Genomic DNA, 22,210 nt, shown 5'->3' with positions numbered 1-22,210 from the left:
GGCAAGGCGCGCCGCAAACAGGAAATCCCCGGTGGCGACACCGGGGATTTTTCATTGGGCCTTGCGGCGGGGGGCCTTGCCAAGGGCCTTGCGGGCCGCGGGTCAGTTCAGGTGACGGCCCACGTCGTCGATGGCGCGGTCGATGCCGGCGCTGCGTGCGCCCGCATCCATCTGCGCGCCCAGCAGTTCGGTCGCGGCGGACATGGCAACCTGCACGGCGCGATCGCGGACGGCGCGGACGGCATCGCCCTCGGCCGCGGCGATCTGGTCCTGCGCAGCGGCCAGCCGGCGCTCGATCGATTTTTGCAGGTCGAGCTTGGCCTTTTCGGCCTGCGCCACGGCCTCGCGCCTTGCGTTGGCGACGATTTCATCGGCCTGGGTGTGGACCTCGCGCTGCCGGCGTTCATAGCTGGCATAGATGTCCTGGGCCTCGTCGCGCAGGCGGCGGGCCTCGGCGATGTCGGCCTTGATGCCGTCGGCGCGCTTGTCCAGCAGCTTGCCGATCGCGGCCGGGATCTTGAAATAAAGCAGGATCCCGATGAACGCGAGGAACGACAGCGTGACGATGAAATCGGTGTTGCGCAGCGAAAAGAACGGCCCCGAGGCGGCCAGCGCGGGCGAGGCAAGCAGCGCGGCCGGAATGGCGATCAAACGGGCGGTCATTGCACGGCTCCCTTGATGCGGCTGTCCACGGCGGCGTCGATGGCCCCGGAATCCGGCTTGCCCCCAAAGGTCGAGACCAGCTCGGCCGCGACCTCGCGCGCCACGTTGCGGGCGTCGGTGGCGGCGGATTCGCGGATCTCGCCGATGCGGCGTTCGGATTCGGCGGTGCGGGCGGCGATCTCGGCGTCGGCGTGGGCGATGGCGGCTTTCAGCTCGGCGTCGATTTCCGCCTTGTTGGCGGCGACGATCTTGCCGGCCTCGGCGCGCGCTTCGGCCAGGGCGCGGTCATAGGCGGCCTCGGCCTCGCGTGCCTTGCGCTTGAAATCCTCGGCCGCGGCCAGATCGGCGGTCATCAGCCCCTGCCGGTCGCCCAGAATGCGGCCGATCCGGGGCAGTGCGACGCGCGACAGGATCAGGTAGATGGCGGCCAGCGCCACCACCAGCCAGAAAATCTGGTTGCCGAAGGTCGCAAAGTCGAGCTGCGGCATACCAACCGCGGATGCGGCGGCGTCGGCAGCGGCATCAGTGCCGGTGACGACGATGGTTTCGGTTTCCGCCACGACCACCTCGGCGGTCTGGTCGGCGGGCACCATGATGATGGTCTGATCGACCGCGGCGGGGGCGGTCTGCTGCAAAAGGCTGAACATATCCTATCCCTGGCCTGCGGTTGGCAATCGGGCGGGGCGCGAACGGCCCCACCCAAAAGCAAGGAGTGGCGTCGGGATCAGGCCGCGAACAGCAGCAGCAGCGCGACGAGGAACGAGAAGATGCCCAGAGCTTCGGCAAAGGCCATGCCGATGAACAGCATCGCGGTCTGCGACGCGGCGGCCGAGGGATTACGCAGCGCGCCCGACAGGTAGTTGCCGGCGACGTTGCCCACACCGATGGCGGCGCCCGCCATGCCGATGCAGGCCAGACCGGCACCCAGATACTTGCCCAGTTCGGCGTAGGTCGCGACGTTTTCCATGATATGCTCCTTGAGGCTTGGAAACGGTGGAAATTCTGGTCCTGCCGGCGTCAGTGCGCCGGATGCAGCGCGTCTTTCAGATAGACGCAGGTCAGGATGGTGAAGACATAGGCCTGGATCACGGCCACCATGATCTCGAACGCGAACATGCCGACGATGGCCAGGATCGAGATCGGCGCGATCACCGTGATGGCGGCAAAGGCGGCGAACACCTTGATGACCGCGTGGCCGGCCAGCAGGTTGCCGGCAAGACGGATCGAGTGGCTGACCGGGCGGACAAAGTAGGAAATCACCTCGATCACCGCCAGCACCGGGCGCAGCGCCAAGGGCGCCGAGGACACCCAGAACAGCCCCAGGAAATGCGCGCCGTTGCGGACAAAGCCCAGGATGGTGACACCCAGAAACACCAGCAGCGCCAGCACGCCGGTCACGGCGATATGCGAGGTGGTGGTGAACGACTTGGGCAGCAGCCCCAGCATGTTGGCGAACAGGATAAAGCAGAACAGCGTGAAGACATAGGGGAAATAGCGCAGCCCCTCTTTGCCCGACACGTCCTCGATCATCTTGTGGACCATGCCGTAGGTCAGTTCCGCCATCGACTGGATGCGCGACGGGATCAGCGCCCGCCCCGAGGTGCCCACGACGAACAGCAGCCACACCGCCAGCACCGCCAGCGCCAGCCACAGCGTCACGTTGCTGGGGGTATACCAATGCACCGGACCGTCGCCGAAAAGCGGACGGACGATGAACTGGTCCATCGGGTGGAACACCAGGCCCGTGCTTTCTTCTGTCGCCACGATCAGTCCCTCTCGTCCTTTGCCGGATCGTCGCCCGGCTTGGCCTGCACCGGCGGGCCGCCCATCTCGGCGGCGGTCCGCAGCATCGTCTTAATGCCGGCCGCAAAGCCGAGGAAGATGAACAGCACCATCAGCACCGGCGTGGTGCCCAGTGCCCGGTCCAGCCCATAGCCGATGCCGAAACCGACACCCAATCCGGCCACAAGCTCGATCACCATCCTCCACGCCTGGTTGGCGTGGGCGAATTTATCCATGCCGGGCGGAGCAAGCCTGTCGTCACGCCCGGCCTGTGCCAGACGTTCTTCCAATGCCCGCAGCCTTTCGGCGTCCCGGGCCTGCTGGCCGCTGTCGTCGCCGTCCTGCTGCATGTCCCGCCCTCATGCGTTGCGGTGCTGATAGGCACTGCCCGCGCCCGAGTCAACCGCGGCGGCCCCCGGCGCAACCCTTTGGCTGCGCTTGATTTATCGGCGGCGCCACTTGACTAGGCCGTGAATTTCCGGCGCTTCGGCATCGGTTCGTCATTCAACCGGGTGGTTGAACATTGCCCGGATGCCTGCGATTCAGGGCCGTGCCCCCTGCCCCAGCCCCCAAGGCCCCATGACGCCCGCTCGCGATCTCGACCTGATCTTTGCCGCACTTGCCGATCCGACGCGGCGGGCGATCCTGTCGATGCTGCTCGAAGACGACATGGCGGTGACGGACGTGGCCGCGCCCTTTGGGATCAGCCTGGCGGCGATTTCAAAACATCTGGCGACGCTGGCGGGGGCGGGGCTGATCCGGCAGGAACGGCGCGGGCGGATCATCTGGTGCAAGCTCGACCCCGAGGGGATGCGCGCCGCAACGGTGTGGATGCGGGGCTTTGGTCAGCTGGACCCGCTGGACCTTGACGATTTCGAGCGGTTCCTGGCGGCAGAGCTGGGCGACGACGAGGCCGGGTCGGCCGAGACCCCCGACTGACCCCCCGTGGGCCGCCGAATGACCGCCAAATGAAAAAGGGCCGGTTGCCCGGCCCCGGTTCATGCGGGATTGTGAAACGATGCGGGCTGGCGCCCCCAGCCTTGCAGCCGGCACCCTGTCCAGCCGGATCTTGTCCAGCCGGTTTCAGGCAGCCGTATCAAAGGCGGTTTCCGCCGCGCCCACCGGCGCTTCGGCATCGTGATAGGCATACATCTGGTCCAGCACCGCCAGCGCCCGCCGATTGGGCAGCTGCCGCACCGAGCGGGTCACAAAGGCCAGATCGGCCATCAGCCCCTGCGGGCGTTCAACTTGCGACAGTTCTTTCGTCATGGTCATCACCTAAGGAAAGATGGTGTCCTCCCGATCCCCATCTAATGCCGCAGTGCAGCATCCGCCATGGGGGTGACGCCGGGTCATTTCGATAAAATTCGCGTAATCTCGATAAAATCCAACGGAAAAGGCCGCCCGTGGGGGCGGCCTGCGTCACTATGGCACAATTGTGATCACAATTTGCGATCACACCATCCGGTCAACCATCAGATGCTTGATCTCGGCAATGGCCTTGGCCGGGTTCAGCCCCTTGGGGCAGGTGTTGGTGCAGTTCATGATCGCGTGGCAGCGATAGACCTTGAACGGGTCTTCCAGCTCGTCCAGCCGCTCGCCCGTGGCCTCGTCGCGCGAATCGACGATCCAGCGATAGGCATGCAGCAGGGCGGCCGGACCCATGTAGCGGTCGGCGTTCCACCAGTAGGACGGGCAGGCGGTCGAGCAGCAGGCGCACAGAATGCATTCATACAGCCCGTCCAGCTTCTTGCGGTCCTCGATCGACTGGCGCCATTCCTCGTTCGGGGTCGGCGTCTCGGTGATCAGATAGGGATGCACCGCAGCGTGCTGGGCGTAGAAATGCGTCAGGTCGGGGATCAGATCCTTGACCACGGGCATATGCGGCAGCGGATAGATGTTCACGTCGCCGTCCACCTCGTCCATGCCATGGATACAGGCCAGATGGTTGCCGCCGCCGATGTTCATCGCGCAGGATCCACAGATCCCCTCGCGGCACGAGCGGCGAAAGGTCAGGGTCGGGTCGATCTCGGTCTTGATCTTGATCAGCGCGTCCAGAATCATCGGGCCGCATTTGGCCTCGTCGATCCAGTAGCTGTCCAGCCGCGGGTTTTCGCCGGTGTCGGGATCCCAGCGATAGATGTTGAAGCGGCGCAGCCTGGTCGCGCCCTCGGGCTTGGGCCAGGTCTTGCCGACCCGGATACGGCTGTTCTGAGGAAGGGTAAGCTGGACCATCTGGCTATCCTTTCGGGGCGTCAGCCCTCAACTTGGCTGGATCTCAACGCGGATCGGTGAATGCGGCGGCGAACCGCGTCAGGTATTCGGGGGGCAGAGCGCGCGGCGCCACAGTGAACCGGGCCATCCGCCCGGCCATGTCCTGAACCGGGAACAGCTCCTCGATCCAGTGATAGGAATGCCGGTCGATGTAGTCGTCGAACAGCACCGTCACCGGACGGGTGCAGCGGATCATCGTGGTCAGGAAACACGCCACGCGGAACCGCCCGTCGATCAGCACCACGTCGGGGTGGCGGAATTGCGGGTGGTCCCAGATTTCCGTGGCGTAAAGATGATAGCGCCGGAACCCGCTGCGGTCGGCGGGCTGGCCCCATGCTTTCGTCGGGCCGATATCGGCGTGGTGGACCAGAAAGCGGCCCTGCGCAAACCGCGCCGACAGCGCCGCGCCGATGCCCAAGGCCCATTGCGCATCGCTTTCCACGCTGGCGACAAAGCCCACCCCAGCATCCAGCGCAAGGAAGGTCGAGCCGCCGCTGCCATATTCCAGCACCACCTGCGCGGCTGCATAGGCACCGCGCAGCGCCTCAGCGGCGTCGTCGGGCAGGGTCAGCTTGAAGCTGGTTTCTGCGCCAGCGACAGGGGGCCTTGTTTCCGGATCGGCTGCGGGCCGGGCTTTTGCCGGGCGTGCCGGCAGGGTGCGCAATTCGGCCAGCTTTTCGGCCGGTAGTCGGGCGATTTCAGCCCGCACTTTGTCCATGGCCTGGTCGTAAGCCCGCCCGACCGCGGGAATTGCCAGCATCCGGTCCATTTCCCGCCCGGTCTGAGCCTCCCAGCGCAGGATGCTGCGATCTTCGCATTCGTTGCGGTTGTATTCGTGATAGGTCTCGGCCGTATGCCGCGTATTGGCCTCTCCTTCAGAGTGACCTTCGTATCCGCGCCCGCGCATCCGCTTCAGCAGATAATGTTCGGCGGTCCTGATACTGTAATGATTGATTTGAGCAATGGAATAACCATGCTCGGATTCGTCAATCCGACGCGTTTTTGCGAAATCCCGGCCCGAGAGCCAGCGATTGTTGATGTCGGAATTACTTAGCACCGCCCCTGACCCGGTCATGACCGAATCTTTGCCCAGCCCGGGATCGCCCGAAAGCAATGGGCGATTTATGCCGCGAACGGAAAGCCCGACAATCCCGTTTCCCTTTCGGAAGAAAGACTTTACCTCACGATTATGGGGAAAGTCATCTGCGGATGCCAAGATGAAGCTTTCCGACAGGTGACGCCCTTGAAACGTCTTGTTCCCCCCGTCACCGAAAATGCGCCAAGGGACAAGAATGCAGACACGACGGCCAATCTCGTCAATCAGCGCTTCCAGCCGGCCATTGCCACATTTTACGTTCAAAAACTCGTCCGCATCCAGCCAACTCGCCCAAGCCCCGTCGGGGATCAGCTGTCGCTCGTTCGCCAGCCTGGCGGCATGGCGCTGCGGGCCGACCCCCTCTGGCGGGTCATGGGGGACAAACGTGATTTCCCCCGCCTCGGCCAATGCAGCCAGCAATTCATCCGTTCCATCCGTCGAGGGATTGGCCGCGACGATGATATTCTCGAACCCGATCACCTTGTGATAGGCGATCCATTCGATCAGGAAAGGCGCCTCGTTCCGGACGGCCGTGAACAGATAGGTGCCCGGGACCGCGACGGGGCGGTCCTTTTCGGCCGCCATAGGTGCCTGCCCGTCCTTCACCGGCAATCTCCGCACACCGGCAAAAGCCCGTGGCACATTGCGCCGGCCACATCCCGCGCGGACCGCTTGGCGCCAACGGCGACGGGCGCGCGATCCATTGCGCCGGATGTGAAATCGGCGGGCCGCATCACCTCAGCCCCTCCAGCCCGGCTGCTCATACAGCGGGCGGGTCGGCAACTGGCCCGAGCGCTGTTTGACGCATTGGGCAAAGGCATCGGCGGGGTCGCGGCGCATCAGCTGGTCCATCGGCATCGAGACGCTGACCCCGACGCCCGAACTGCTCCAGTGCCGGCCACCGCCGACGCCCACCGCGACATTGCCGCGGGGGCCGGACGCGGCATCATACGCGGCCGCAAGGCAGATCTTTTCGGCCTGCTCGACGGAAACTTGCTGCTGCGCGCAGCCCGCCACCGCCGCCGCGCCCAGCAGCATCGCCGCCGCAAGATGCGCGCGCGTCTTCATCAGGCGACTGCCGCGCGCTGGATGCATTGCGCGGTCGCGGGCCGCGACACGATCGCGGCGACCGCACCCGCGGCCCCCGACTGACCCTGCAACGAGGCGATGTCGGCCAGTTCGGCCATGGTCGCGTTCTGCATCACGCAATCGGTCAGCGGCGCGACATTGCGGCCGGGCAGCCGGCGCGCCATTTCAGAGCTGACTACCTGCCGCGCCACCGCGTTGCTGGGCTGGACCGGGGGCGTCACGATCGGCGCCGTCGGCGCGGTCACGATCGGCCCGGTCGGCGGAACCGCCACGCAGCCGGCCAGAACGGCGGCCGCGGCCAAGGCGGGAAGAATGGAAATGCGCATCAATAGACCCTCGCTTTCGGTGCGATCTTCACAGGATCGATCCCCCCTTCCTCGGGCGCGGTCAGCGGGTCGAGGTGGACGGGCCGATAGGCCAGTTTGACGTCATTTCCATCCACCCATGCAAGCGAATGCTTGCGCCAGTTGGCGTCATCCCGCTCAGGATAGTCCTCATGCGCGTGGGCGCCGCGGCTTTCCTTGCGCGCCTCGGCGGCGACGATGGTCGCCAGGGCGTTGGGCATCAGGTTGGTCAGTTCCAGCGTTTCCATCAGGTCGCTGTTCCAGATCAGGCTGCGGTCGGTGACGTGCAGATCGTCAAGCTTGGCGGCGATCCGGGTCATGTTCTCGACCCCTTCGGCCAGGGTCTTGTCGGTGCGGAACACCGCCGCGTCGGCCTGCATGGTGCGCTGCATCTCGTTGCGCAGCTCGGCCGTGGGCGTGCCGCCCTTGGCGTGGCGCAGCGCGTCGAAACGGTCCAGCGCGCGGTCGACCTCGGCCGTGTTGGTCGCCGGGATCGCGGCCTTGCGGTCGATCACCTGACCCGCGCGGATTGCCGCGGCGCGGCCGAACACCACCAGGTCGATCAGGCTGTTCGAGCCAAGCCGGTTCGCCCCGTGAACGGATGCGCAGCCGGCCTCGCCCACCGCCATCAGCCCGGGGAAGACGCGGTCGGGTTCGCCCTGCGTCGGGTTCAGCACCTCGCCCCAATAGTTCGTCGGCACCCCGCCCATGTTGTAATGCACGGTCGGCAGGATCGGGATCGGTTCCTTGGTGACATCCACCCCGGCAAAGATCCGCGCCGATTCCGAGATACCGGGCAGACGTTCGGCCAGCGCCTCGGGCGGCAGATGTTGCAGGTTCAGGAACATGTGGTCCTTGTGCTCGCCCACCCCGCGGCCCTCGCGGATCTCGATGGTGATGCAGCGGCTGACCACGTCGCGCGACGCCAGATCCTTATAGGTCGGCGCGTAGCGTTCCATGAACCGCTCGCCTTCCGAGTTGGTCAGATAACCGCCCTCGCCGCGCGCGCCCTCGGTGATCAGGCAGCCCGAGCCGTAGATGCCGGTCGGGTGGAACTGCACGAATTCCATGTCCTGCAAGGGCAGGCCCGCGCGCGCCACCATGCCGCCACCGTCGCCGGTGCAGGTATGGGCGCTGGTCGCGCTGAAATAGGCGCGGCCGTAGCCGCCGGTCGCCAGCACCACCATTTTCGCGTTGAAGACATGGATGGTGCCGTCGTCCAGTTTCCAGCACACAACGCCGGTGCAGGCGCCGTCAGTGATCACCAGGTCGATGGCGAAATATTCGATGAAGAACTCGGCCTTTTCCTTGAGGCTCTGGCCGTAAAGCGTGTGCAGGATGGCGTGGCCGGTGCGGTCGGCGGCGGCGCAGGTGCGCTGCACGGGCGGGCCTTCGCCGAACTCGGTGGTGTGGCCGCCAAAGGGGCGCTGATAGATCTTGCCCTCTTCGGTGCGCGAAAACGGCACGCCGTAATGTTCCAGCTCATAGACGGCCTTGGGGGCCTCGCGCGCCAGGTATTCCATGGCGTCGGTGTCGCCCAGCCAGTCCGAGCCCTTGACGGTGTCATACATGTGCCACTGCCAGTTGTCGGGGCCCATGTTGGACAGGCTGGCGGCGATGCCGCCCTGCGCCGCGACGGTGTGGCTGCGGGTCGGGAAAACCTTGGTCACGCAGGCGGTCTTGAACCCCTGCTCGGCCATGCCCAGCGTGGCGCGCAGTCCCGCGCCGCCGGCGCCGACCACCACCACGTCGTAATCATGCGTCTGGTATTCGTATGCGGACATGGGAACCTCAGGAAACGACGACGACGGCGGCGACCGGCGACAGCGCCATGCGCACCAGCGCATAGGCGACCGCGGCGATGACGGCCCAGCCGAACAGATGCGACAGGATGATGGCGACCTTGCGCTCGGCATGATCGAGATAGTCGTCGATCAGGATGCGGGTGCCGTTGATATAGTGATGCATTCCCACGATCAGGAACAGCGCGGTCACGATCGCGGGATAGGGGCGGCTGAAATAGCCCGCCACCGCGTCATGCGGCAGCCCGATGGCCGAGGCGATCACAAGGATGAAGGCCGGCGTCAGGATCAGCAGCGCGGACGAGCTGACGGTCATGCCCCAGTGATGGGCGGTCGAGGCGCCGGGGCCGGCGGCGCCCAGTCCCTTGGCGGCCTTGCGGGGGGTAATATAGCGCATGAGTCGTCCCCTTATCCGATCACGAACAGCAGCAGGGTCAGCAGCGTCAGCCCGACCGAGCCCCAGATCAGCACCCAGCTGGCCTGTTTCGCCTGCGGCTTGGTCATCAGCAGCCGCGCGTCATAAAAGAAATGCCGGATCCCGGCGAGGAAATGATACCACAGCGCCCAGACCGAGCCGAGCAGCACCAGATAGCCGATCCAGCTGCGCAGCACCCAGTCGGCGGTGGCGAATGCCCGCGGCCCGGTTGCGGCTGCGACCAGCCACCAGACCACCAGCAGCAGCCCGGCGACCAGCGCCTGCCCGGTGATCCGGGTCATGATGGATGTGATCGCAGCGATCGGCAGCTTGTAGACGCTGAGATGCGGCGAAAGCGGGCGGTTTCCGCGAGGGATGTCTCCCATGGGCGCTCCTTGTCCGAAAAAGCGCGGGCCAAGCTGGCGCGCGGGCTGGCTTGAGTTCGAGAGTCTGTCTAGTCATCCTTTGGGCGCTGTCACGGTCCAGATCAACCCCCGCCCCGGTTTCGCCCATGTTAGCGCCATTCGTGATCACAAGCCCGCGGTCAGTGATCACAAAATCCGCGGCCTTGCAGCAAGAACGTGAAAGAGCTTGCCGCAATGCGGCGTAAACCTGCGCTTCGGCCCCGGCCGCGGTGCGGGAATGAAAACGACCCGCCGATGCGCGTGGCACCGGCAGGTCGGCAGGATTGCCCCAGCGCGCGCCACGCGCGGCCGCGGCCCGGCGGTGGGGCGGCGTGGGGTGCGGCGCGGTTCAGTCGCGGATCTTGTGGACCGCCCGGAACGACACCGCGAACCGGTTCCAGCTGTTGATGACGGTGATCGCCATGGTCAGCGCCACCAGATCGGCCTCGGAAAACTGCGCCCGAACCTCGTCGTAAAGCGAATCAGGGATCGGGCCGTTCGAGATCAGCGTCACCGCCTCGGTCCAGGCCAAGGCCGCCCGCTCACCGGCCGAGAACGCCGGAGATTCGCGCCAGGCCGAGATCACATGCAGCCGCTGCTCGGTCTCCCCGTCCGCGCGGGCTTCCTGCGTATGCATGTCCAGGCAATAGGCGCAGCCGTTGATCTGCGAGGCGCGCACCTTGATCAGATGCAGCAGGCCACGGTCCAGCCCGCTGTCCTCGACCGCCTTGTTCAGTGCCAGCTGCGCCTGAAACAGCGCCGGCGCGGCCTTGAAGTAATTGAGGCGCGGTTTCATCTCGTGCATGGAATTTCCTTGCCTTTTGCCGCCCGCCACAATGCGGGCGATGGTCTTCGTCAGCGCGGGATCAGCGCCCAGTAATCCAGATCGAGCAGCACATGCGGCGCGTATTTCCCGCCCTCGCCTCGCAGGGTGGTGTCGCCCGCTGCGCCCTTGTGGGCGACCAGCCGCAGCCGGATCGCGCCGATGCCGGGGGCGGGCGTTTCGGCCAGCTCCAGCACCTCGGACCAGGCCCGCACGGTATCGCCGGCGAAACAGGGGTTCGCGTGGGCGCCGCCGTTCAGCGCCACGATCATCTGCGCATTCGCCAGCCCGTTGAAGGACAGCGCGCGGCCCAGGCTGATGACATGGCCGCCATAGATCAGCCGCCGCCCGTCCTCGCGGAAGGTGGCGTCGAAATGCACCTTGGCGGTGTTCTGCCACAGGCGGGTGGCCAGCATGTGCTCGGCCTCTTCCACGGTCACCGCGTCCACATGGTCGATGATCTCGCCCACCGCGTAATCGCCCCAGCGATGCGGCTCTCCGGCCAGCTCGAAATCGTAATCGCTGAAATCCAGCCCCTCGGGGATCACCAGATCGGCGGCGGGGACCACGCGGGCCAGGTCCGGCACCACCGGATCGGGGGCGGGGCTGGCGGCGTCGCGCTTGCGCACCATCACCCAGCGCACATATTCCAGCACCACCTCGTCCTGCTGGTTCAGGCCGCGGGTGCGGACATAGACGGTGCCGGACGTGCCGTTCGAGTTCTGCTTGACCCCGATCACCTGCGATTCGGCGCGCAGCGTGTCGCCGGGCCAGACGGGGCGCAGCCAGCGCCCCTCGGCATAGCCAAGGTTCGCCACCGCGTTCAGCGACACATCCGGCACGGTCTTGCCGAACACGGTGTGGAACGCGATCAGGTCGTCCATCGGGCTGCCGTCCAGCCCGCAGGCGGCGGCGAAATCATCCGAGGAATAGATCGCCCCCCGCGCCGGATACAGCGCATGGTAAAGCGCGCGTTCGCCCTCGGCCACGGTGCGCGGAACGGCGTGGCGGATCACATCGCCGACGCGGTAATCCTCGAAGAAACGGCCCGGATTGGTCTTGCTCATTGCTCACCCAGCTTCATGTCGGGGTGATAGTCCCCGTCGATTTCCTTGGTCACCGCCTGCGCGCAGCGCATCACCCCGCGCGTGGCGTCGTAAGAGATGCTGGGCGCACCATGCAGCACCCAGCCTTTCGACAGCGCCAGGCTGATCTTGTGGCAGAAGGCCGAGGTGTCGTCCTCGGTCAGCAGGCGATAGATCGTGGCCATGCCGGGTCCTTTCCTCAGGCGCCAAAGGGGTTGACGCCCAGCAGGATATGGATGCCCGCGACCACCCCATAGACCACCAGCGTGGCGATGGCGGCGATGGCTTCCTTGCGGATCGAGGTCTGGTGCTGCGGCGGCGTCCAGCCGGGCCGGCTGCGGTTGATGACGGCGATTTCCACCAGCGCCCAGGCCAGCAGCCCGCCGAACAGCACCAGCGAGGGCAGGTCGCCGTTGGTCAGAAGATGCGCGAATGCCCACAGCGAAAACCCCACCAGCTGCGGGTGGCGCATCTGGGTGCCGATGCGGTTCTTTATCCCCGACGAGGCGAACAGGAAGAACGCGACCAGCACCAGCAGGTTGTTGATGCCCTTGAGCGCGGGGCCGGCAGCCCACCACGTCACCGCATCGGCCGCGCGATAGCCGATCACCATCAGCACCACCGACAGGATCAGCGCCGCCGCGACCATGCCCTTGCCGGACTGGCCCAGACCGCGGCGGGTGCCGGGCGCCAACCGCTTGAACAGATGCGCGCCCCACCACAGCGCGACCCCCAGGATCAGCAAGAACATCGGCGGCTCCTTTATATGGCTGCGCTCAGCCTGCCATTACCCGGCCAGCGCGGCAATCGCCTCGGCACGGGCAAGGGTTTTGCGGGCGGTCTCAACATGCAGGTTTTCCACGATGCGACCATCGACCACAGCCACGGCCTTGCCCTCGGCGATGGCGGCATCGAACGCCTCGATCTGGCGGCGCGACAGGTCGATCTCGGCATCAGTGGGGGCGAAAGCGGCGTTGGCGATGTCAAGCTGCGCGGGGTGGATCAGGGTCTTGCCGTCGAAACCCATGTCGCGGCCCTGTTCGCATTCCGCGCGCAAGCCCTCGTCGTCCTTGAAGGCGTTGAACACCCCGTCCACGATCACAAGCCCATGGGCGCGGGCGGCCAGCAGGCACAGCCCCAGCCCGGCCTGCATCCCCAGCCGGTCGGGGCGGTGACGGCTGCCCAGTTCCTTGGCAAGGTCGTTGGTGCCCATCACCATCCCTTGCAGCCGCGGATGCGCGGCAATGGCGGCGGCGTTCAGCATCCCCAGCGCGGTTTCCATCATCGCCCACAGCGGCAGGTCGCCGGTGATCGCGGCGACCGCGTCCAGATCCTCGGGGCGGCTGACCTTGGGGACCAGCACCGCATCGGCGCTGTCGGCAAGACCGGCGGCAAAGGTGGCATCGTCGCGCCCCCATTCGGTGTCGAAACCGTTGATGCGCAGGATCCGCGCCCGCCCGCCGTAATCCTGCGCCAATGCGGCACGCAGCAGCTCGCGCGCGCCGGGCTTTTCGGCGGGCGCCACCGCGTCCTCGAGGTCAAAGATGATCGCATCGGCCGCCAGCGTCCGCGCCTTGTCCATGGCGCGCTGATTGGCGGCAGGAATATAGAGAACCGAGCGATAGGGGCGGGTCATGGGCCGGGCCTTTCATTCAACGCGCAAGAATCGTTCGTCTGCCTGCCCGCTTCCGCCAGAAACGGCAAGCCCCAAGCTGCTGCAATGCAGCGTATCACCCCCGCTCAGACCAGCGCATCGCGGATCAGCATGATCGAAACCCCCAGCAGCGCCCAGGTGATGAACAGATAGAACGCCCGCTGCGGGATCACCCGCACCAGCCACACCCCCAGCCCGACGCTGGCGGCCGCAACCGGCATCATCACCGCCGCCGCGCCCAGATTGGCGCTGCCCAGCTGCCCCAGCGCGGCGTATGGGATCAGCTTGACCGCATTCACCACCGCAAAGAACACGGTGACCGTGCCGGCATAGCTTTCCTTGCCCAGCCGCAGCGGCTGCACATAGACCTGATAGGGCGGCGCGCCGGAATGGCTGACAAAGCTGGTATAGCCCGCGGCCAGCCCCCACAGGCTGCCCCTGCCCCACTCGGCACGGCGCTGCGGGCCTTCGGCCGGCGCCCGGCGCAGCAGCGTGACCAGCGCGAAACTCAGCCCGATCACGCCGACGATACCGCCGACCCAGCGTTCGTCCACAAGGCTGGCGGTGGCCCAGCCCAGCGCCACGCCCGCCACCGCGCCCGGCATCAGGCAGGCGACGACGCGGCGGTCCCAGTGGCGACGATAGGCGATCAGCCCGAACATGTCGGACACGACGAACACCGGCAGCAGCACGCCGGCCGCCTGCACCGGCGACATCACCAGCGACAGGATCGGCACCCCCAGCATCGACACCATCGACAGCCCGCCCTTGGACAGCCCCACCAGCGCCGATGCCAGCACCAGCAACGCCCATGCCCCGCCCGTCAATTCCACCTTGCCCCTCCACCTTGCCAGCCTTTCGCCTGCTGTCCCGCCCGGGCGGATTTAGCGCAAACACCGCCCCGGCGGCCCGTCCTACGCCTTGCGCGGTCGGGGGCAAGGGTCTAGTCGGGCGGGAAATCCATCAGCCAAACGGAGGAACTCCATGGCCCGTCCCAAGATCGCCCTTATCGGCGCCGGTCAGATCGGTGGAACGCTGGCGCATCTCGCCGCCATCAAGGAACTGGGGGATGTCGTGCTGTTCGACATCTCCGAGGGCACGCCCCAGGGCAAGGCGCTGGACATCGCCGAATCGGGGCCGTCCGAGGGGTTCGACGGCAGCTTCAAGGGCACCAACGACTACGCCGACATCGCCGGCGCCGATGTGTGCATCGTGACCGCAGGCGTGCCGCGCAAGCCGGGGATGAGCCGCGACGACCTGCTGGGCATCAACCTCAAGGTGATGAAGTCGGTGGGCGAAGGCATCGCCGCGCACGCGCCGAACGCCTTTGTCATCTGCATTACCAACCCGCTGGACGCGATGGTCTGGGCGCTGCGCGAATTCAGCGGCCTGCCGCATGAAAAGGTGGTCGGCATGGCCGGCGTGCTGGATTCGGCGCGGTTCCGGCATTTCCTCAGCCTCGAATTCGGCGTCTCGATGCGCGACGTCACCGCCTTCGTGCTGGGCGGGCACGGCGACACCATGGTGCCGCTGGCGCGCTATTCCACCGTCGCCGGCATCCCGCTGCCCGATCTGGTCAAGATGGGCTGGACCACGCAGGAAAAACTGGACGCCATCGTCCAGCGCACCCGCGACGGCGGCGCCGAGATCGTCGGCCTGCTGAAGACCGGCAGCGCCTTCTACGCCCCCGCCACCAGCGCCATCGAGATGGCCGAGGCTTACCTGCGCGACCAGAAACGCGTCCTGCCCTGCGCGGCCTGGGTGGACGGCGCTTACGGGCTGAACGGAATGTATGTGGGCGTGCCGACCGTGATCGGCGCCGGCGGCATCGAAAAGATCATCGACATCGAACTGGACGCCGATGAACAGGCGATGATGCAAAAATCCATCGACGCGGTAAAGGGCCTGGTCGAGGCCTGCAAGGGCATCGACAACTCGCTGGCCTGACCCGCACCACCCGGACGACGACAGGGCCGCCCCTCGGGGCGGCCCTTTTTGCTGCGGCCCCCGGCGGACAAGGCCCATGCCTCATCTTCTGTCCGGAAATATCCCGGGGTCCGGGGCAGAGCCCCGGTCCGGCCTCGCCCGGCCCGCCCGGCAAAGACCCCGCCTGCCCCGCCGCCCCCATCTTGAGTGCCGCCCCCCGGCTGACTATGTTGGACCCTGCCCGACGAAACCGGCCAGCCCGAAAGGTCCAAGATGTTCTCGATCCCCGGCAAAGCTGCCGTCAGCATCACCCAAGCCGCCGAGGCGCGGATCGCCCGGCTCATGGCCGACAAGGGCGCGGCCGGGCTGCGGATCGGCCTGAAAAAAGGCGGCTGCGCGGGCATGGAATACACGATGGAACTGGCCGAGACCGCCGCCCCCAACGACGAGGTGGTGGAACAGGGCGAGGCACGGGTGCTGATCGCGCCGGCCGCGCAGATGTTCCTGTTCGGCACGGTGATCGACTATGAAACCGGGCTGCTGGACAGCGGCTTCCGCTTTGTGAACCCCAATGTCACCGAAGCCTGCGGCTGCGGCGAATCGATCCGGTTCGAGCCGCTGCAAGGCTCTGCCGCCCCCCGCGGCTGAGGGCGCGCGCCAACGAAAAGGCCGGCGCGAGGGGTTCCCCGCACCGGCCGTTGTTCCCGGTCAGGCCCGGATCACTCGACGATCGTGACCTTCGCCATATAATCGGGCTCTTTCACCGATCCGTTCATGTTCGGATCGCCCTTCTTGATCGCGTTCAGCACGTCCCAGCCCTCGATCAGCCGGCCGACGACGGTGTATTGCCCGTCAAGGAACGGCGCCGGGGCCAGGTCGATGAAAAACTGGCTGTTGGCGCTGTTGGGGCTTGGGCTGCGGGCCATGCCCACGGTGCCGGCCATGAAGCTCTGGTCGTTGAACTCGGCCTTGAGGTCGGGCTGGTCCGACCCGCCCATCCCGGCGCGGGACAGGTCGTCCCCGTGCTTGCCGAACTCGACATCGCCGGTCTGCGCCATGAACCCCTCGATCACGCGGTGGAACACCACCCCGTCATAGGCGCCCGCGCGCGCAAGCTCGGTCAGCCGCGCGACGTGGTTCGGGGCTTTTTCCGGGTTCAGGTCCAGCACGATGGTGCCCTTGGCCGCGCCCGAGGCGTCGGCCACCTCGATCACCATGTTCGGGCCGGGGCCGTCATCAGAGGGCGGCGCCGCCACGTCCTGCGCGGCCGCCATGCCGGCGGCACCGGCCGCCAGCGCCACGGAAATCAGCAGCTTACGCATCGGCAGCGACCTTGACCGAGATCATCCGGTCCGGGCTGGCCGGCGGCTCGCCCCGGGCGATCTTGTCCACATGCTCCATCCCGGAAATCACCTGCCCGTAGACGGTATACTGCCCGTTCAGGAAATCATTGTCCTTGAAGTTGATAAAGAACTGGCTGTTCGCGCTGTTGGGGTTTTGCGACCGCGCGGCGCCCAGCGTGCCCCGCGCGTGCGGGATGCGCGAAAATTCCGCCGGCAGGTCCGGCAGGTCCGAGCCGCCGGTGCCCGCGCGCCCGGGGTTCCAGCCGCTTTCCATGTTGGCGTGTTCCACGTCGCCGGTCTGGGCCATGAAACCGTCGATCACCCGGTGAAAGGCGACATTGTCGTATTTGCCGGCCCGCGCCAGCTCTTTCATCCGCTCGGCATGTTTGGGGGCGATGTCGGTCAGCAGCTCGACGATCACCGGGCCGTCCTTCAGCTCGATGATGATCGTGTTCTCGGGGTCCTTGATCTCGGCCATCGGATCTTTCCTTTGGTTGGGTGCGGGCAAGGTCTAGGCCGCGCGCGGCGGGCGCGCAACGCCCTCGGCGCCACAGGTCCGCGCGGAATCATCAACTCGTCCTGACGCAGAGTTGACGCGCTGGACCGCTTGACGGACAACGCGTGTGACGAACGCGGGCCGATCCCGCATTGCAGGAGAAAGCCGATGGCGCGCTTCAACACGCTGGACGACATGGAGCTGGACGGCAAGGTCGTGCTGACCCGGGTGGACGTGAATGTTCCCATGGAAAACGGTCAGGTCACGGATGCGACGCGGATCGAAAAGATCGTGCCGACCGTCAGGAAAATCCAGGAAAAGGGCGGGATTCCCGTGCTGCTGGCGCATTTCGACCGCCCCAAGGGCCAGCGCGTCGATTCGATGAGCCTGCGCCAGATCGTCCCCGCGCTTGAGGCCGCATTGGGCCAGACGGTCGCCTTTGCCCCCGAGGCGGTGGGCGGCGACGCCAAACGCGCGGTCGCCGCGCTGAAACCCGGCGACGTGCTGCTGCTGGAAAACACCCGTTTCTATCCGGGCGAGGAAACCAATGAGCAGGTTTTCGCCGCCTCCCTCGCCGCGCTTGGGCAGGTTTACGTCAACGACGCGTTTTCCGCCGCCCATCGCGCCCACGCCTCGACCGAGGGGCTGGCGCGGCTGCTGCCCTCGGCCGCCGGGCTGCTGATGGAGGCGGAACTGAACGCGCTGGACGCCGCGTTGGGGAACCCGGAACGGCCGGTGGTGGCGGTGGTCGGGGGGGCCAAGGTCTCGACCAAGCTCGACCTGCTGTCGAACCTGATCCGCAAGGTCGATCACCTGGTGATCGGCGGCGGCATGGCCAACACCTTCCTGGTGGCCCAAGGGATTGAGGTCGGCAAAAGCCTGGCCGAGCGCGACATGGCCGACACCGCCCGGCAGATCCTGTCTGACGCCAAGAGCGCGGGCTGCACCATCCACCTGCCGGTCGATGTGGTGGTGGCGCGCGAGTTTGCCGCGAATGCCCCGCATGAGGTGGTCGCCGCGGACGCCTGCCCCGCTGACGCGATGATCCTCGACGCCGGCCCCGCCACGGTCGCGAAAATCCGCGAGGTCTTTGCCCAAAGCCGCACGCTGATCTGGAACGGCCCGCTGGGCGCGTTCGAGATCGAACCCTTTGACGCCGCCACCAACGCCGCAGCCGCAGCCGCGGCCGAACTGACGCGCGAGGGGCGGCTGGTCTCGGTCGCGGGCGGCGGCGACACGGTGGCCGCGCTGAACAAGGCCGGGGCCGCCGAAGATTTCACCTTTATCTCGACCGCCGGCGGCGCGTTTCTGGAATGGATGGAGGGCAAGGATCTGCCCGGCGTCGCCGCGCTGATCGCCTCAAGGCGCTAGCGCGACGCAAACGGGGGGGTGCTGCGCCCCCTCGGCCGGCCCCCTTCCGTCTCAGTTGCCGGGGGTCTCGGGCTCGCCCGCGATGCCGGGCGCGGCTGCGTCAGGCGCGGCGGCATCGGGCAGGACCGGGGCTTCCTCGGCCGGCTGGCCGCCCGGCGGCGTCACCGTAGGGTTGGGCACGGCACTATCAGAGACGGGCGCAGCGGTGCCGCCCGGCGCCACCACCTCGCCCCGCAGCGGGTCGTCGCCGCTGCCCAGCGGCAGCAGCACCACAGCCAGCAGCACGGCGATTGCCACGGCGATGATTATTCCCCAGATCGCCGGCCGATGCTTGCGCACGGAACGGGCTGGGTCGTCTTCGTTAAAGGACATGGCGGTCGGCCCTCCGATTTGTGATGCTTTGCCACCGAACGTCCCGGCCCCGCCCCGCGTTCCCCCCGGTTCGGGCGGGCGTTGGTTCGGGTGGGCGTTAGCGCAACCGCCCTTTCGCTTTGGCGCCCGTCTGATATGGACACGGCCAATCCATCAATCCATTGAACCAGCGGAGCCAGTCCGATGCAGATGACCGATACCGTCAAGAAGATCCTCGCCAACTACGAGGGCGAGAACCCCGGCGTAAAGGGCAATCTGGCCCGGATGCTGATGAACGGGAAACTGGGCGGCACCGGCAAGATGATCATCCTGCCGGTCGATCAGGGCTTCGAGCACGGCCCCGCCCGCAGCTTTGCCAAGAACCCGGCGGGCTATGACCCGCATTACCACTATCAGCTGGCCATCGACGCCGGGCTGAACGCCTATGCCGCGCCGCTGGGGATGCTTGAGGCCGGCGCCGACAGCTTTGCCGGGCAGATCCCGACCATCCTGAAATGCAACAGCGCCAACAGCCTGATGTCGGACACTGCCGGCAAGAACCAGGCCGTGACCGCGACCGTGCAGGACGCGCTGCGGCTGGGCTGCGCCGCCATCGGTTTCACCATCTACCCCGGCTCGGACATGGCGCTGGACATGTTCGAGGAAATTTCCGAACTGCGGGCCGAGGCAGCAAGCGTCGGGATTCCGACGGTGATCTGGTCCTATCCGCGCGGCGAGGGGATTTCCAAGGACGGCGAGACCGCGATCGACATCGCTGCCTATGCCGCGCAGATGGCCGCGCTGCTGGGCGCCCATGTCATCAAGATCAAGCTGTCCACCGACCATCTGGAAAACAAGGACGCAAAAAAGGTCTATGAAGAACAGGGGATCGACATCTCGACCCAGGCCGCGCGGGTGAAGCACTGCATGGACGCGGCCTTTGCCGGGCGGCGGCTGGTGGTGTTCTCGGGCGGGGCCGCCAAGGGCGCGGATGCGGTCTATGACGACGCACGCGCCATCCGCGACGGCGGCGGCAACGGCTCGATCATCGGGCGCAACAGCTTCCAGCGCTCGCGCGAGGATGCGCTGGACATGCTGGGCAAGCTGGTCGACATCTATATGGGCCGCGCCTGAGCCGGCCGGCTTTCGGGCCAGCGGATTTTCAGACTTCGGACGGGCGGCGAGGCTTTCGCCGCCCGTTCCTTTTCGCGATGATGGTGCCATGATTCCGCTTTCATCCCTGCGTATCGGACCGGCCGCCGAGCTTGCCCCCGGCGTGCAAAGCGGCATCGACAAGCGCCCGGCCGGCCGGGTGCTGCTGCTTGGCCCGACCGGCTTTGCCGGCGATGAACAGGCCGACCTGCGCCGCCACGGCGGCCCGGAAAAGGCCGTGCATCATTACGACGCCGGGCATTATCCGGTCTGGCGCGCGGAACTGGGCGATCTGCCGGCACTGCGCCCCGGCGGTTTCGGCGAAAACCTGTCGACCCTCGGGCTGTCCGAGTCGGATGTCGCGGTCGGCGACGTGTTCCGGCTGGGATCGGCGCTGATCGAGGTCAGCCAGGCCCGCCAGCCCTGCTGGAAGCTGAACCTGCGTTTCGACCGCCGCGACATGGCGCGGCTGGTCCAGCAGACCGGGCGCAGCGGCTGGTATTACCGCGTGCTGGAACCCGGCGAGGTTGCCCCCGACGACGCGCTGGCGCTGGTGGAACGCCGCGCGCCGGACTGGACGCTGACCCGCCTGCACCGGGTGCTTTACATCGACCGCCAGAACCGCGCCGAGTTACAGGCGATGGCCTCGCTGGCGCCGCTGTCCCCCAGCTGGCGCGATCTGGCGGCGCGGCGGCTGGACAGCGGCCGGGTCGAGGACTGGCAGCCCCGGCTGGACGGGTAAAAAAGGGGGCGCTGCCCCCGCGCTGCGCGCTCCCCCGGGATATTTCCATGATGAAGAAACACGCGGGCGGGGTTTCCCTTTGGGCGCGGGATGGCTAGCTATCCGGCCATCCCACATCCGGGCGAAAGGGCGGGGCCATGTCGTTTTTTTCCAAGCTGCGCGAGCGTCTGACCAAATCCTCGGCCAGGATCGGCACGGGGCTGGATGACATCGTGGCCGAAGCCGCGCCCGAGGCGCCGGTGACGACCCCGCCCCCCGAGACTGAGCGGCCCGGGCTGATGGGCCGGCTGCTGGGGCGAGAGACCGCGCCGGCCGAGCCGCGGCGCGAGCTGGACGACGCCATGCTCGAAGAACTCGAGGACATGCTGATCGCCGCCGACATGGGGACTGAAACCGCCCTGCGCGTCACCGCCAATATCGCCGAGGGCCGCATGGGCCGCCGCATCGGCGCCACCGAGCTGAAACAGGCGCTGGCGGACGAGATCACCCGCATCATGGCCCCGGTCGCGCAGCCGCTGCCGCTGTATCCCCGCAAACCGCAGGTGGTGCTGGTGGTCGGCGTCAACGGCTCGGGCAAGACCACCACCATCGGCAAGCTGGCCAGCCAGCTGCGGGCGGCGGGCAAGACCGTGGTGATTGCGGCCTGCGACACGTTCCGCGCCGCCGCGGTCGAGCAGTTGCAGGTCTGGGGCGACCGCGCCGGCGTGCCGGTGCTGGTGGCGCCGCAGGGCTCGGACCCGGCCAGCCTTGCCTATGACGCGATGGTGCGGGCCGAATCCGACGGCGCCGACCTGCTGCTGATCGACACCGCCGGCCGCCTGCAAAACCGCGCCGACCTGATGGAGGAGCTGGCCAAGATCGTCCGCGTCATCCGCAAGAAGGACGAGACCGCCCCCCACAACACCCTGCTGGTGCTGGACGCCACCACCGGCCAGAACGCGCTGAGCCAGGTCGAGGCGTTCCGCCGCATGGCCGATGTGTCGGGGCTGGTGATGACCAAGCTTGACGGCACCGCGCGTGGCGGCGTGCTGGTGGCGCTGGCCGACCGCTACGGCCTGCCGATCCACGCCATCGGGGTGGGCGAACAGATCGACGATCTGGACGCGTTCGAGCCGGACGAGTTCGCCCGGGCGCTGGTCGGGCTGTAATCGCTTACCAATGCGGCGGGCGCTGGTCGGCCAGCGGGATCTGCCCCTCGGCCAGTTCACGCTCGGCCTCACGCTCCATCAGCAGCCCGACGCGGCGCGACATCGCGCGCAGCGTGGCGTCCTGCCGCGCGACCACGTCGGACAGATCCTCGACCATGCGCTGAAGATGCGCGACCCTCTCTTCCAGCGCCTGCAACTTGTCCATGCCGCCCCCTTCCGCTAATCGGTCCCCGCACAGCAGGAATATGCC

General features: G+C 67.0%; 30 protein-coding genes. 7 read left to right on the top strand and 23 right to left on the bottom strand.

The annotated features are described in order from the left end of the window. Positions 1–102: 102 nt before the first annotated feature. The 5 genes from BLW83_RS05280 to BLW83_RS05260 all read right to left on the bottom strand — a co-directional run bounded on the left by BLW83_RS05280 (position 103) and on the right by BLW83_RS05260 (position 2,795). Positions 103–663, bottom strand: coding sequence for a F0F1 ATP synthase subunit B (locus BLW83_RS05280; protein ID WP_090846373.1), 561 nt, complete (start codon positions 661–663; stop codon positions 103–105). Further along, on the bottom strand, positions 660–1,310 hold the full coding sequence (locus BLW83_RS05275; RefSeq protein ID WP_090846369.1) for a F0F1 ATP synthase subunit B': 651 nt from the start codon (positions 1,308–1,310) through the stop codon (positions 660–662). The genes BLW83_RS05280 and BLW83_RS05275 overlap by 4 nt, the downstream gene beginning before the upstream one ends. 77 nt (positions 1,311–1,387) lie before the next feature. Beyond that, the gene (locus tag BLW83_RS05270; RefSeq protein WP_090846367.1) at positions 1,388–1,630 is read right to left on the bottom strand and encodes a F0F1 ATP synthase subunit C; all 243 of its coding nucleotides are present in this window, start codon (positions 1,628–1,630) and stop codon (positions 1,388–1,390) included. Between the two features lie 50 nt (positions 1,631–1,680). Continuing rightward, positions 1,681–2,427 carry a F0F1 ATP synthase subunit A gene (locus tag BLW83_RS05265; RefSeq protein WP_245728643.1) on the bottom strand — a complete coding sequence of 249 codons (747 nt, stop codon included), beginning with the start codon at positions 2,425–2,427 and terminating at the stop codon, positions 1,681–1,683. A 2-nt stretch (positions 2,428–2,429) separates the two neighbouring features. Beyond that, complete coding sequence (locus BLW83_RS05260) at positions 2,430–2,795, bottom strand: AtpZ/AtpI family protein (protein ID WP_090846364.1); 366 nt, start codon at positions 2,793–2,795, stop codon at positions 2,430–2,432. A gap of 229 nt (positions 2,796–3,024) precedes the next feature. On the opposite strand from BLW83_RS05260, the gene BLW83_RS05255 reads away from it, so the two are divergent. After that, positions 3,025–3,384: an ArsR/SmtB family transcription factor gene (locus BLW83_RS05255; protein ID WP_090846362.1), complete on the top strand. Its 360-nt coding sequence runs from the start codon at positions 3,025–3,027 to the stop codon at positions 3,382–3,384. A 144-nt stretch (positions 3,385–3,528) separates the two neighbouring features. Here BLW83_RS05255 and BLW83_RS05250 read toward each other — a convergent pair whose 3' ends face one another. The 14 genes from BLW83_RS05250 to BLW83_RS05185 form a co-directional block, all read right to left on the bottom strand. Next, positions 3,529–3,720, bottom strand: a complete 192-nt coding sequence (locus BLW83_RS05250; RefSeq protein ID WP_090846360.1) for a hypothetical protein — start codon at positions 3,718–3,720, stop codon at positions 3,529–3,531. A 180-nt stretch (positions 3,721–3,900) separates the two neighbouring features. Further along, positions 3,901–4,680 (bottom strand): succinate dehydrogenase iron-sulfur subunit, encoded by a 780-nt coding sequence (locus BLW83_RS05245; RefSeq protein ID WP_090846358.1) that lies wholly within the window; start codon positions 4,678–4,680, stop codon positions 3,901–3,903. Positions 4,681–4,723: 43 nt separating this feature from the next. Then, complete coding sequence (locus BLW83_RS05240; protein WP_090846356.1) at positions 4,724–6,400, bottom strand: glycosyltransferase family 2 protein; 1,677 nt, start codon at positions 6,398–6,400, stop codon at positions 4,724–4,726. Positions 6,401–6,553: 153 nt separating this feature from the next. After that, positions 6,554–6,883: a hypothetical protein gene (locus tag BLW83_RS05235; RefSeq protein ID WP_090846354.1), complete on the bottom strand. Its 330-nt coding sequence runs from the start codon at positions 6,881–6,883 to the stop codon at positions 6,554–6,556. After that, entirely contained in the window at positions 6,883–7,230 is a 348-nt protein-coding gene (locus BLW83_RS05230; protein WP_090846352.1) for a hypothetical protein, read from the bottom strand. The genes BLW83_RS05235 and BLW83_RS05230 overlap by 1 nt, the downstream gene beginning before the upstream one ends. Beyond that, positions 7,230–9,032, bottom strand: coding sequence for a succinate dehydrogenase flavoprotein subunit (gene sdhA, locus BLW83_RS05225; RefSeq protein ID WP_090846350.1), 1,803 nt, complete (start codon positions 9,030–9,032; stop codon positions 7,230–7,232). Before sdhA ends, BLW83_RS05230 begins: the two co-directional genes overlap by 1 nt. A gap of 7 nt (positions 9,033–9,039) precedes the next feature. Beyond that, positions 9,040–9,447, bottom strand: a complete 408-nt coding sequence (locus tag BLW83_RS05220; RefSeq protein WP_090846347.1) for a succinate dehydrogenase, hydrophobic membrane anchor protein — start codon at positions 9,445–9,447, stop codon at positions 9,040–9,042. A gap of 11 nt (positions 9,448–9,458) precedes the next feature. Next, positions 9,459–9,851 carry a succinate dehydrogenase, cytochrome b556 subunit gene (gene sdhC, locus BLW83_RS05215; protein ID WP_090846345.1) on the bottom strand — a complete coding sequence of 131 codons (393 nt, stop codon included), beginning with the start codon at positions 9,849–9,851 and terminating at the stop codon, positions 9,459–9,461. 367 nt (positions 9,852–10,218) lie between these two features. Continuing rightward, the gene (locus BLW83_RS05210; RefSeq protein ID WP_245728642.1) at positions 10,219–10,674 is read right to left on the bottom strand and encodes a carboxymuconolactone decarboxylase family protein; all 456 of its coding nucleotides are present in this window, start codon (positions 10,672–10,674) and stop codon (positions 10,219–10,221) included. Positions 10,675–10,724: 50 nt separating this feature from the next. After that, the gene (locus BLW83_RS05205) at positions 10,725–11,759 is read right to left on the bottom strand and encodes a MaoC family dehydratase (protein WP_090846343.1); all 1,035 of its coding nucleotides are present in this window, start codon (positions 11,757–11,759) and stop codon (positions 10,725–10,727) included. Beyond that, positions 11,756–11,962, bottom strand: a complete 207-nt coding sequence (locus BLW83_RS05200) for a DUF1737 domain-containing protein (protein WP_090846341.1) — start codon at positions 11,960–11,962, stop codon at positions 11,756–11,758. Before BLW83_RS05200 ends, BLW83_RS05205 begins: the two co-directional genes overlap by 4 nt. 14 nt (positions 11,963–11,976) lie before the next feature. Next, positions 11,977–12,528 carry an NnrU family protein gene (locus BLW83_RS05195; protein WP_090846339.1) on the bottom strand — a complete coding sequence of 184 codons (552 nt, stop codon included), beginning with the start codon at positions 12,526–12,528 and terminating at the stop codon, positions 11,977–11,979. 36 nt (positions 12,529–12,564) lie between these two features. Beyond that, entirely contained in the window at positions 12,565–13,413 is an 849-nt protein-coding gene (locus BLW83_RS05190; RefSeq protein ID WP_090846337.1) for an HpcH/HpaI aldolase/citrate lyase family protein, read from the bottom strand. Positions 13,414–13,517: 104 nt separating this feature from the next. Next, the gene (locus tag BLW83_RS05185) at positions 13,518–14,264 is read right to left on the bottom strand and encodes a sulfite exporter TauE/SafE family protein (RefSeq protein WP_425433937.1); all 747 of its coding nucleotides are present in this window, start codon (positions 14,262–14,264) and stop codon (positions 13,518–13,520) included. A 151-nt stretch (positions 14,265–14,415) separates the two neighbouring features. On the opposite strand from BLW83_RS05185, the gene mdh reads away from it, so the two are divergent. Beyond that, positions 14,416–15,378 (top strand): malate dehydrogenase, encoded by a 963-nt coding sequence (gene mdh, locus BLW83_RS05180; RefSeq protein ID WP_090846333.1) that lies wholly within the window; start codon positions 14,416–14,418, stop codon positions 15,376–15,378. A 252-nt stretch (positions 15,379–15,630) separates the two neighbouring features. Next, positions 15,631–16,005 carry a HesB/IscA family protein gene (locus BLW83_RS05175; RefSeq protein ID WP_090846330.1) on the top strand — a complete coding sequence of 125 codons (375 nt, stop codon included), beginning with the start codon at positions 15,631–15,633 and terminating at the stop codon, positions 16,003–16,005. Positions 16,006–16,076: 71 nt separating this feature from the next. Here the strand turns inward: BLW83_RS05175 and BLW83_RS05170 are convergent, their stop codons facing one another. Together BLW83_RS05170 and BLW83_RS05165 are read right to left on the bottom strand one after the other, a co-directional pair. After that, positions 16,077–16,679: a peptidylprolyl isomerase gene (locus BLW83_RS05170; protein WP_090846328.1), complete on the bottom strand. Its 603-nt coding sequence runs from the start codon at positions 16,677–16,679 to the stop codon at positions 16,077–16,079. Further along, on the bottom strand, positions 16,672–17,178 hold the full coding sequence (locus BLW83_RS05165) for a peptidylprolyl isomerase (protein WP_090846324.1): 507 nt from the start codon (positions 17,176–17,178) through the stop codon (positions 16,672–16,674). Before BLW83_RS05165 ends, BLW83_RS05170 begins: the two co-directional genes overlap by 8 nt. Positions 17,179–17,364: 186 nt before the next feature. Here BLW83_RS05165 and BLW83_RS05160 point away from each other — a divergent pair, with 186 nt between their 5' ends. Beyond that, a complete protein-coding gene (locus BLW83_RS05160) occupies positions 17,365–18,567 on the top strand; it encodes a phosphoglycerate kinase (RefSeq protein ID WP_090846322.1) in 1,203 nt (400 codons plus the stop codon). Between the two features lie 51 nt (positions 18,568–18,618). Here BLW83_RS05160 and BLW83_RS05155 read toward each other — a convergent pair whose 3' ends face one another. Continuing rightward, a complete protein-coding gene (locus BLW83_RS05155; protein WP_090846320.1) occupies positions 18,619–18,939 on the bottom strand; it encodes a hypothetical protein in 321 nt (106 codons plus the stop codon). A 183-nt stretch (positions 18,940–19,122) separates the two neighbouring features. On the opposite strand from BLW83_RS05155, the gene BLW83_RS05150 reads away from it, so the two are divergent. The 3 genes from BLW83_RS05150 (at position 19,123) to ftsY (ending at position 21,960) form a co-directional block, all read left to right on the top strand. Next, the gene (locus BLW83_RS05150; RefSeq protein ID WP_090846318.1) at positions 19,123–20,052 is read left to right on the top strand and encodes a class I fructose-bisphosphate aldolase; all 930 of its coding nucleotides are present in this window, start codon (positions 19,123–19,125) and stop codon (positions 20,050–20,052) included. A gap of 88 nt (positions 20,053–20,140) precedes the next feature. After that, positions 20,141–20,812: an MOSC domain-containing protein gene (locus BLW83_RS05145; RefSeq protein ID WP_090846316.1), complete on the top strand. Its 672-nt coding sequence runs from the start codon at positions 20,141–20,143 to the stop codon at positions 20,810–20,812. Positions 20,813–20,949: 137 nt separating this feature from the next. Then, entirely contained in the window at positions 20,950–21,960 is a 1,011-nt protein-coding gene (ftsY, locus tag BLW83_RS05140; protein ID WP_090846314.1) for a signal recognition particle-docking protein FtsY, read from the top strand. Between the two features lie 4 nt (positions 21,961–21,964). Here ftsY and BLW83_RS05135 read toward each other — a convergent pair whose 3' ends face one another. Further along, complete coding sequence (locus BLW83_RS05135; protein WP_090846312.1) at positions 21,965–22,165, bottom strand: SlyX family protein; 201 nt, start codon at positions 22,163–22,165, stop codon at positions 21,965–21,967. Positions 22,166–22,210 lie beyond the last annotated feature (45 nt).

This window comes from Paracoccus alkenifer (assembly GCF_900108405.1).
Taxonomy (GTDB): domain Bacteria; phylum Pseudomonadota; class Alphaproteobacteria; order Rhodobacterales; family Rhodobacteraceae; genus Paracoccus; species Paracoccus alkenifer.
Note: the sequence above shows the minus strand (reverse complement) of the source record. Positions and strands in the feature narration are given on the sequence as shown.

What these genes read in the sequence shown, in the direction of transcription:
- sdhA (WP_090846350.1), bottom strand. Translation starts at nt 9,032, where the DNA reads ATGTCCGCATACGAATACCAGACGCATGATTACGACGTGGTGGTGGTC.
- BLW83_RS05200 (WP_090846341.1), bottom strand. Translation starts at nt 11,962, where the DNA reads ATGGCCACGATCTATCGCCTGCTGACCGAGGACGACACCTCGGCCTTC.
- BLW83_RS05280 (WP_090846373.1), bottom strand. Translation starts at nt 663, where the DNA reads ATGACCGCCCGTTTGATCGCCATTCCGGCCGCGCTGCTTGCCTCGCCC.
- BLW83_RS05260 (WP_090846364.1), bottom strand. Translation starts at nt 2,795, where the DNA reads ATGCAGCAGGACGGCGACGACAGCGGCCAGCAGGCCCGGGACGCCGAA.
- ftsY (WP_090846314.1), top strand. Translation starts at nt 20,950, where the DNA reads ATGTCGTTTTTTTCCAAGCTGCGCGAGCGTCTGACCAAATCCTCGGCC.
- BLW83_RS05160 (WP_090846322.1), top strand. Translation starts at nt 17,365, where the DNA reads ATGGCGCGCTTCAACACGCTGGACGACATGGAGCTGGACGGCAAGGTC.
- BLW83_RS05255 (WP_090846362.1), top strand. Translation starts at nt 3,025, where the DNA reads ATGACGCCCGCTCGCGATCTCGACCTGATCTTTGCCGCACTTGCCGAT.
- BLW83_RS05270 (WP_090846367.1), bottom strand. Translation starts at nt 1,630, where the DNA reads ATGGAAAACGTCGCGACCTACGCCGAACTGGGCAAGTATCTGGGTGCC.
- BLW83_RS05155 (WP_090846320.1), bottom strand. Translation starts at nt 18,939, where the DNA reads ATGTCCTTTAACGAAGACGACCCAGCCCGTTCCGTGCGCAAGCATCGG.
- BLW83_RS05240 (WP_090846356.1), bottom strand. Translation starts at nt 6,400, where the DNA reads ATGGCGGCCGAAAAGGACCGCCCCGTCGCGGTCCCGGGCACCTATCTG.
- BLW83_RS05175 (WP_090846330.1), top strand. Translation starts at nt 15,631, where the DNA reads ATGTTCTCGATCCCCGGCAAAGCTGCCGTCAGCATCACCCAAGCCGCC.
- BLW83_RS05135 (WP_090846312.1), bottom strand. Translation starts at nt 22,165, where the DNA reads ATGGACAAGTTGCAGGCGCTGGAAGAGAGGGTCGCGCATCTTCAGCGC.
- BLW83_RS05220 (WP_090846347.1), bottom strand. Translation starts at nt 9,447, where the DNA reads ATGCGCTATATTACCCCCCGCAAGGCCGCCAAGGGACTGGGCGCCGCC.
- BLW83_RS05230 (WP_090846352.1), bottom strand. Translation starts at nt 7,230, where the DNA reads ATGCGCATTTCCATTCTTCCCGCCTTGGCCGCGGCCGCCGTTCTGGCC.
- BLW83_RS05250 (WP_090846360.1), bottom strand. Translation starts at nt 3,720, where the DNA reads ATGACCATGACGAAAGAACTGTCGCAAGTTGAACGCCCGCAGGGGCTG.
- BLW83_RS05170 (WP_090846328.1), bottom strand. Translation starts at nt 16,679, where the DNA reads ATGCGTAAGCTGCTGATTTCCGTGGCGCTGGCGGCCGGTGCCGCCGGC.
- BLW83_RS05205 (WP_090846343.1), bottom strand. Translation starts at nt 11,759, where the DNA reads ATGAGCAAGACCAATCCGGGCCGTTTCTTCGAGGATTACCGCGTCGGC.
- BLW83_RS05190 (WP_090846337.1), bottom strand. Translation starts at nt 13,413, where the DNA reads ATGACCCGCCCCTATCGCTCGGTTCTCTATATTCCTGCCGCCAATCAG.
- BLW83_RS05145 (WP_090846316.1), top strand. Translation starts at nt 20,141, where the DNA reads ATGATTCCGCTTTCATCCCTGCGTATCGGACCGGCCGCCGAGCTTGCC.
- BLW83_RS05210 (WP_245728642.1), bottom strand. Translation starts at nt 10,674, where the DNA reads ATGCACGAGATGAAACCGCGCCTCAATTACTTCAAGGCCGCGCCGGCG.
- mdh (WP_090846333.1), top strand. Translation starts at nt 14,416, where the DNA reads ATGGCCCGTCCCAAGATCGCCCTTATCGGCGCCGGTCAGATCGGTGGA.
- BLW83_RS05195 (WP_090846339.1), bottom strand. Translation starts at nt 12,528, where the DNA reads ATGTTCTTGCTGATCCTGGGGGTCGCGCTGTGGTGGGGCGCGCATCTG.
- BLW83_RS05150 (WP_090846318.1), top strand. Translation starts at nt 19,123, where the DNA reads ATGCAGATGACCGATACCGTCAAGAAGATCCTCGCCAACTACGAGGGC.
- BLW83_RS05235 (WP_090846354.1), bottom strand. Translation starts at nt 6,883, where the DNA reads ATGAAGACGCGCGCGCATCTTGCGGCGGCGATGCTGCTGGGCGCGGCG.
- BLW83_RS05275 (WP_090846369.1), bottom strand. Translation starts at nt 1,310, where the DNA reads ATGTTCAGCCTTTTGCAGCAGACCGCCCCCGCCGCGGTCGATCAGACC.
- BLW83_RS05245 (WP_090846358.1), bottom strand. Translation starts at nt 4,680, where the DNA reads ATGGTCCAGCTTACCCTTCCTCAGAACAGCCGTATCCGGGTCGGCAAG.
- sdhC (WP_090846345.1), bottom strand. Translation starts at nt 9,851, where the DNA reads ATGGGAGACATCCCTCGCGGAAACCGCCCGCTTTCGCCGCATCTCAGC.
- BLW83_RS05165 (WP_090846324.1), bottom strand. Translation starts at nt 17,178, where the DNA reads ATGGCCGAGATCAAGGACCCCGAGAACACGATCATCATCGAGCTGAAG.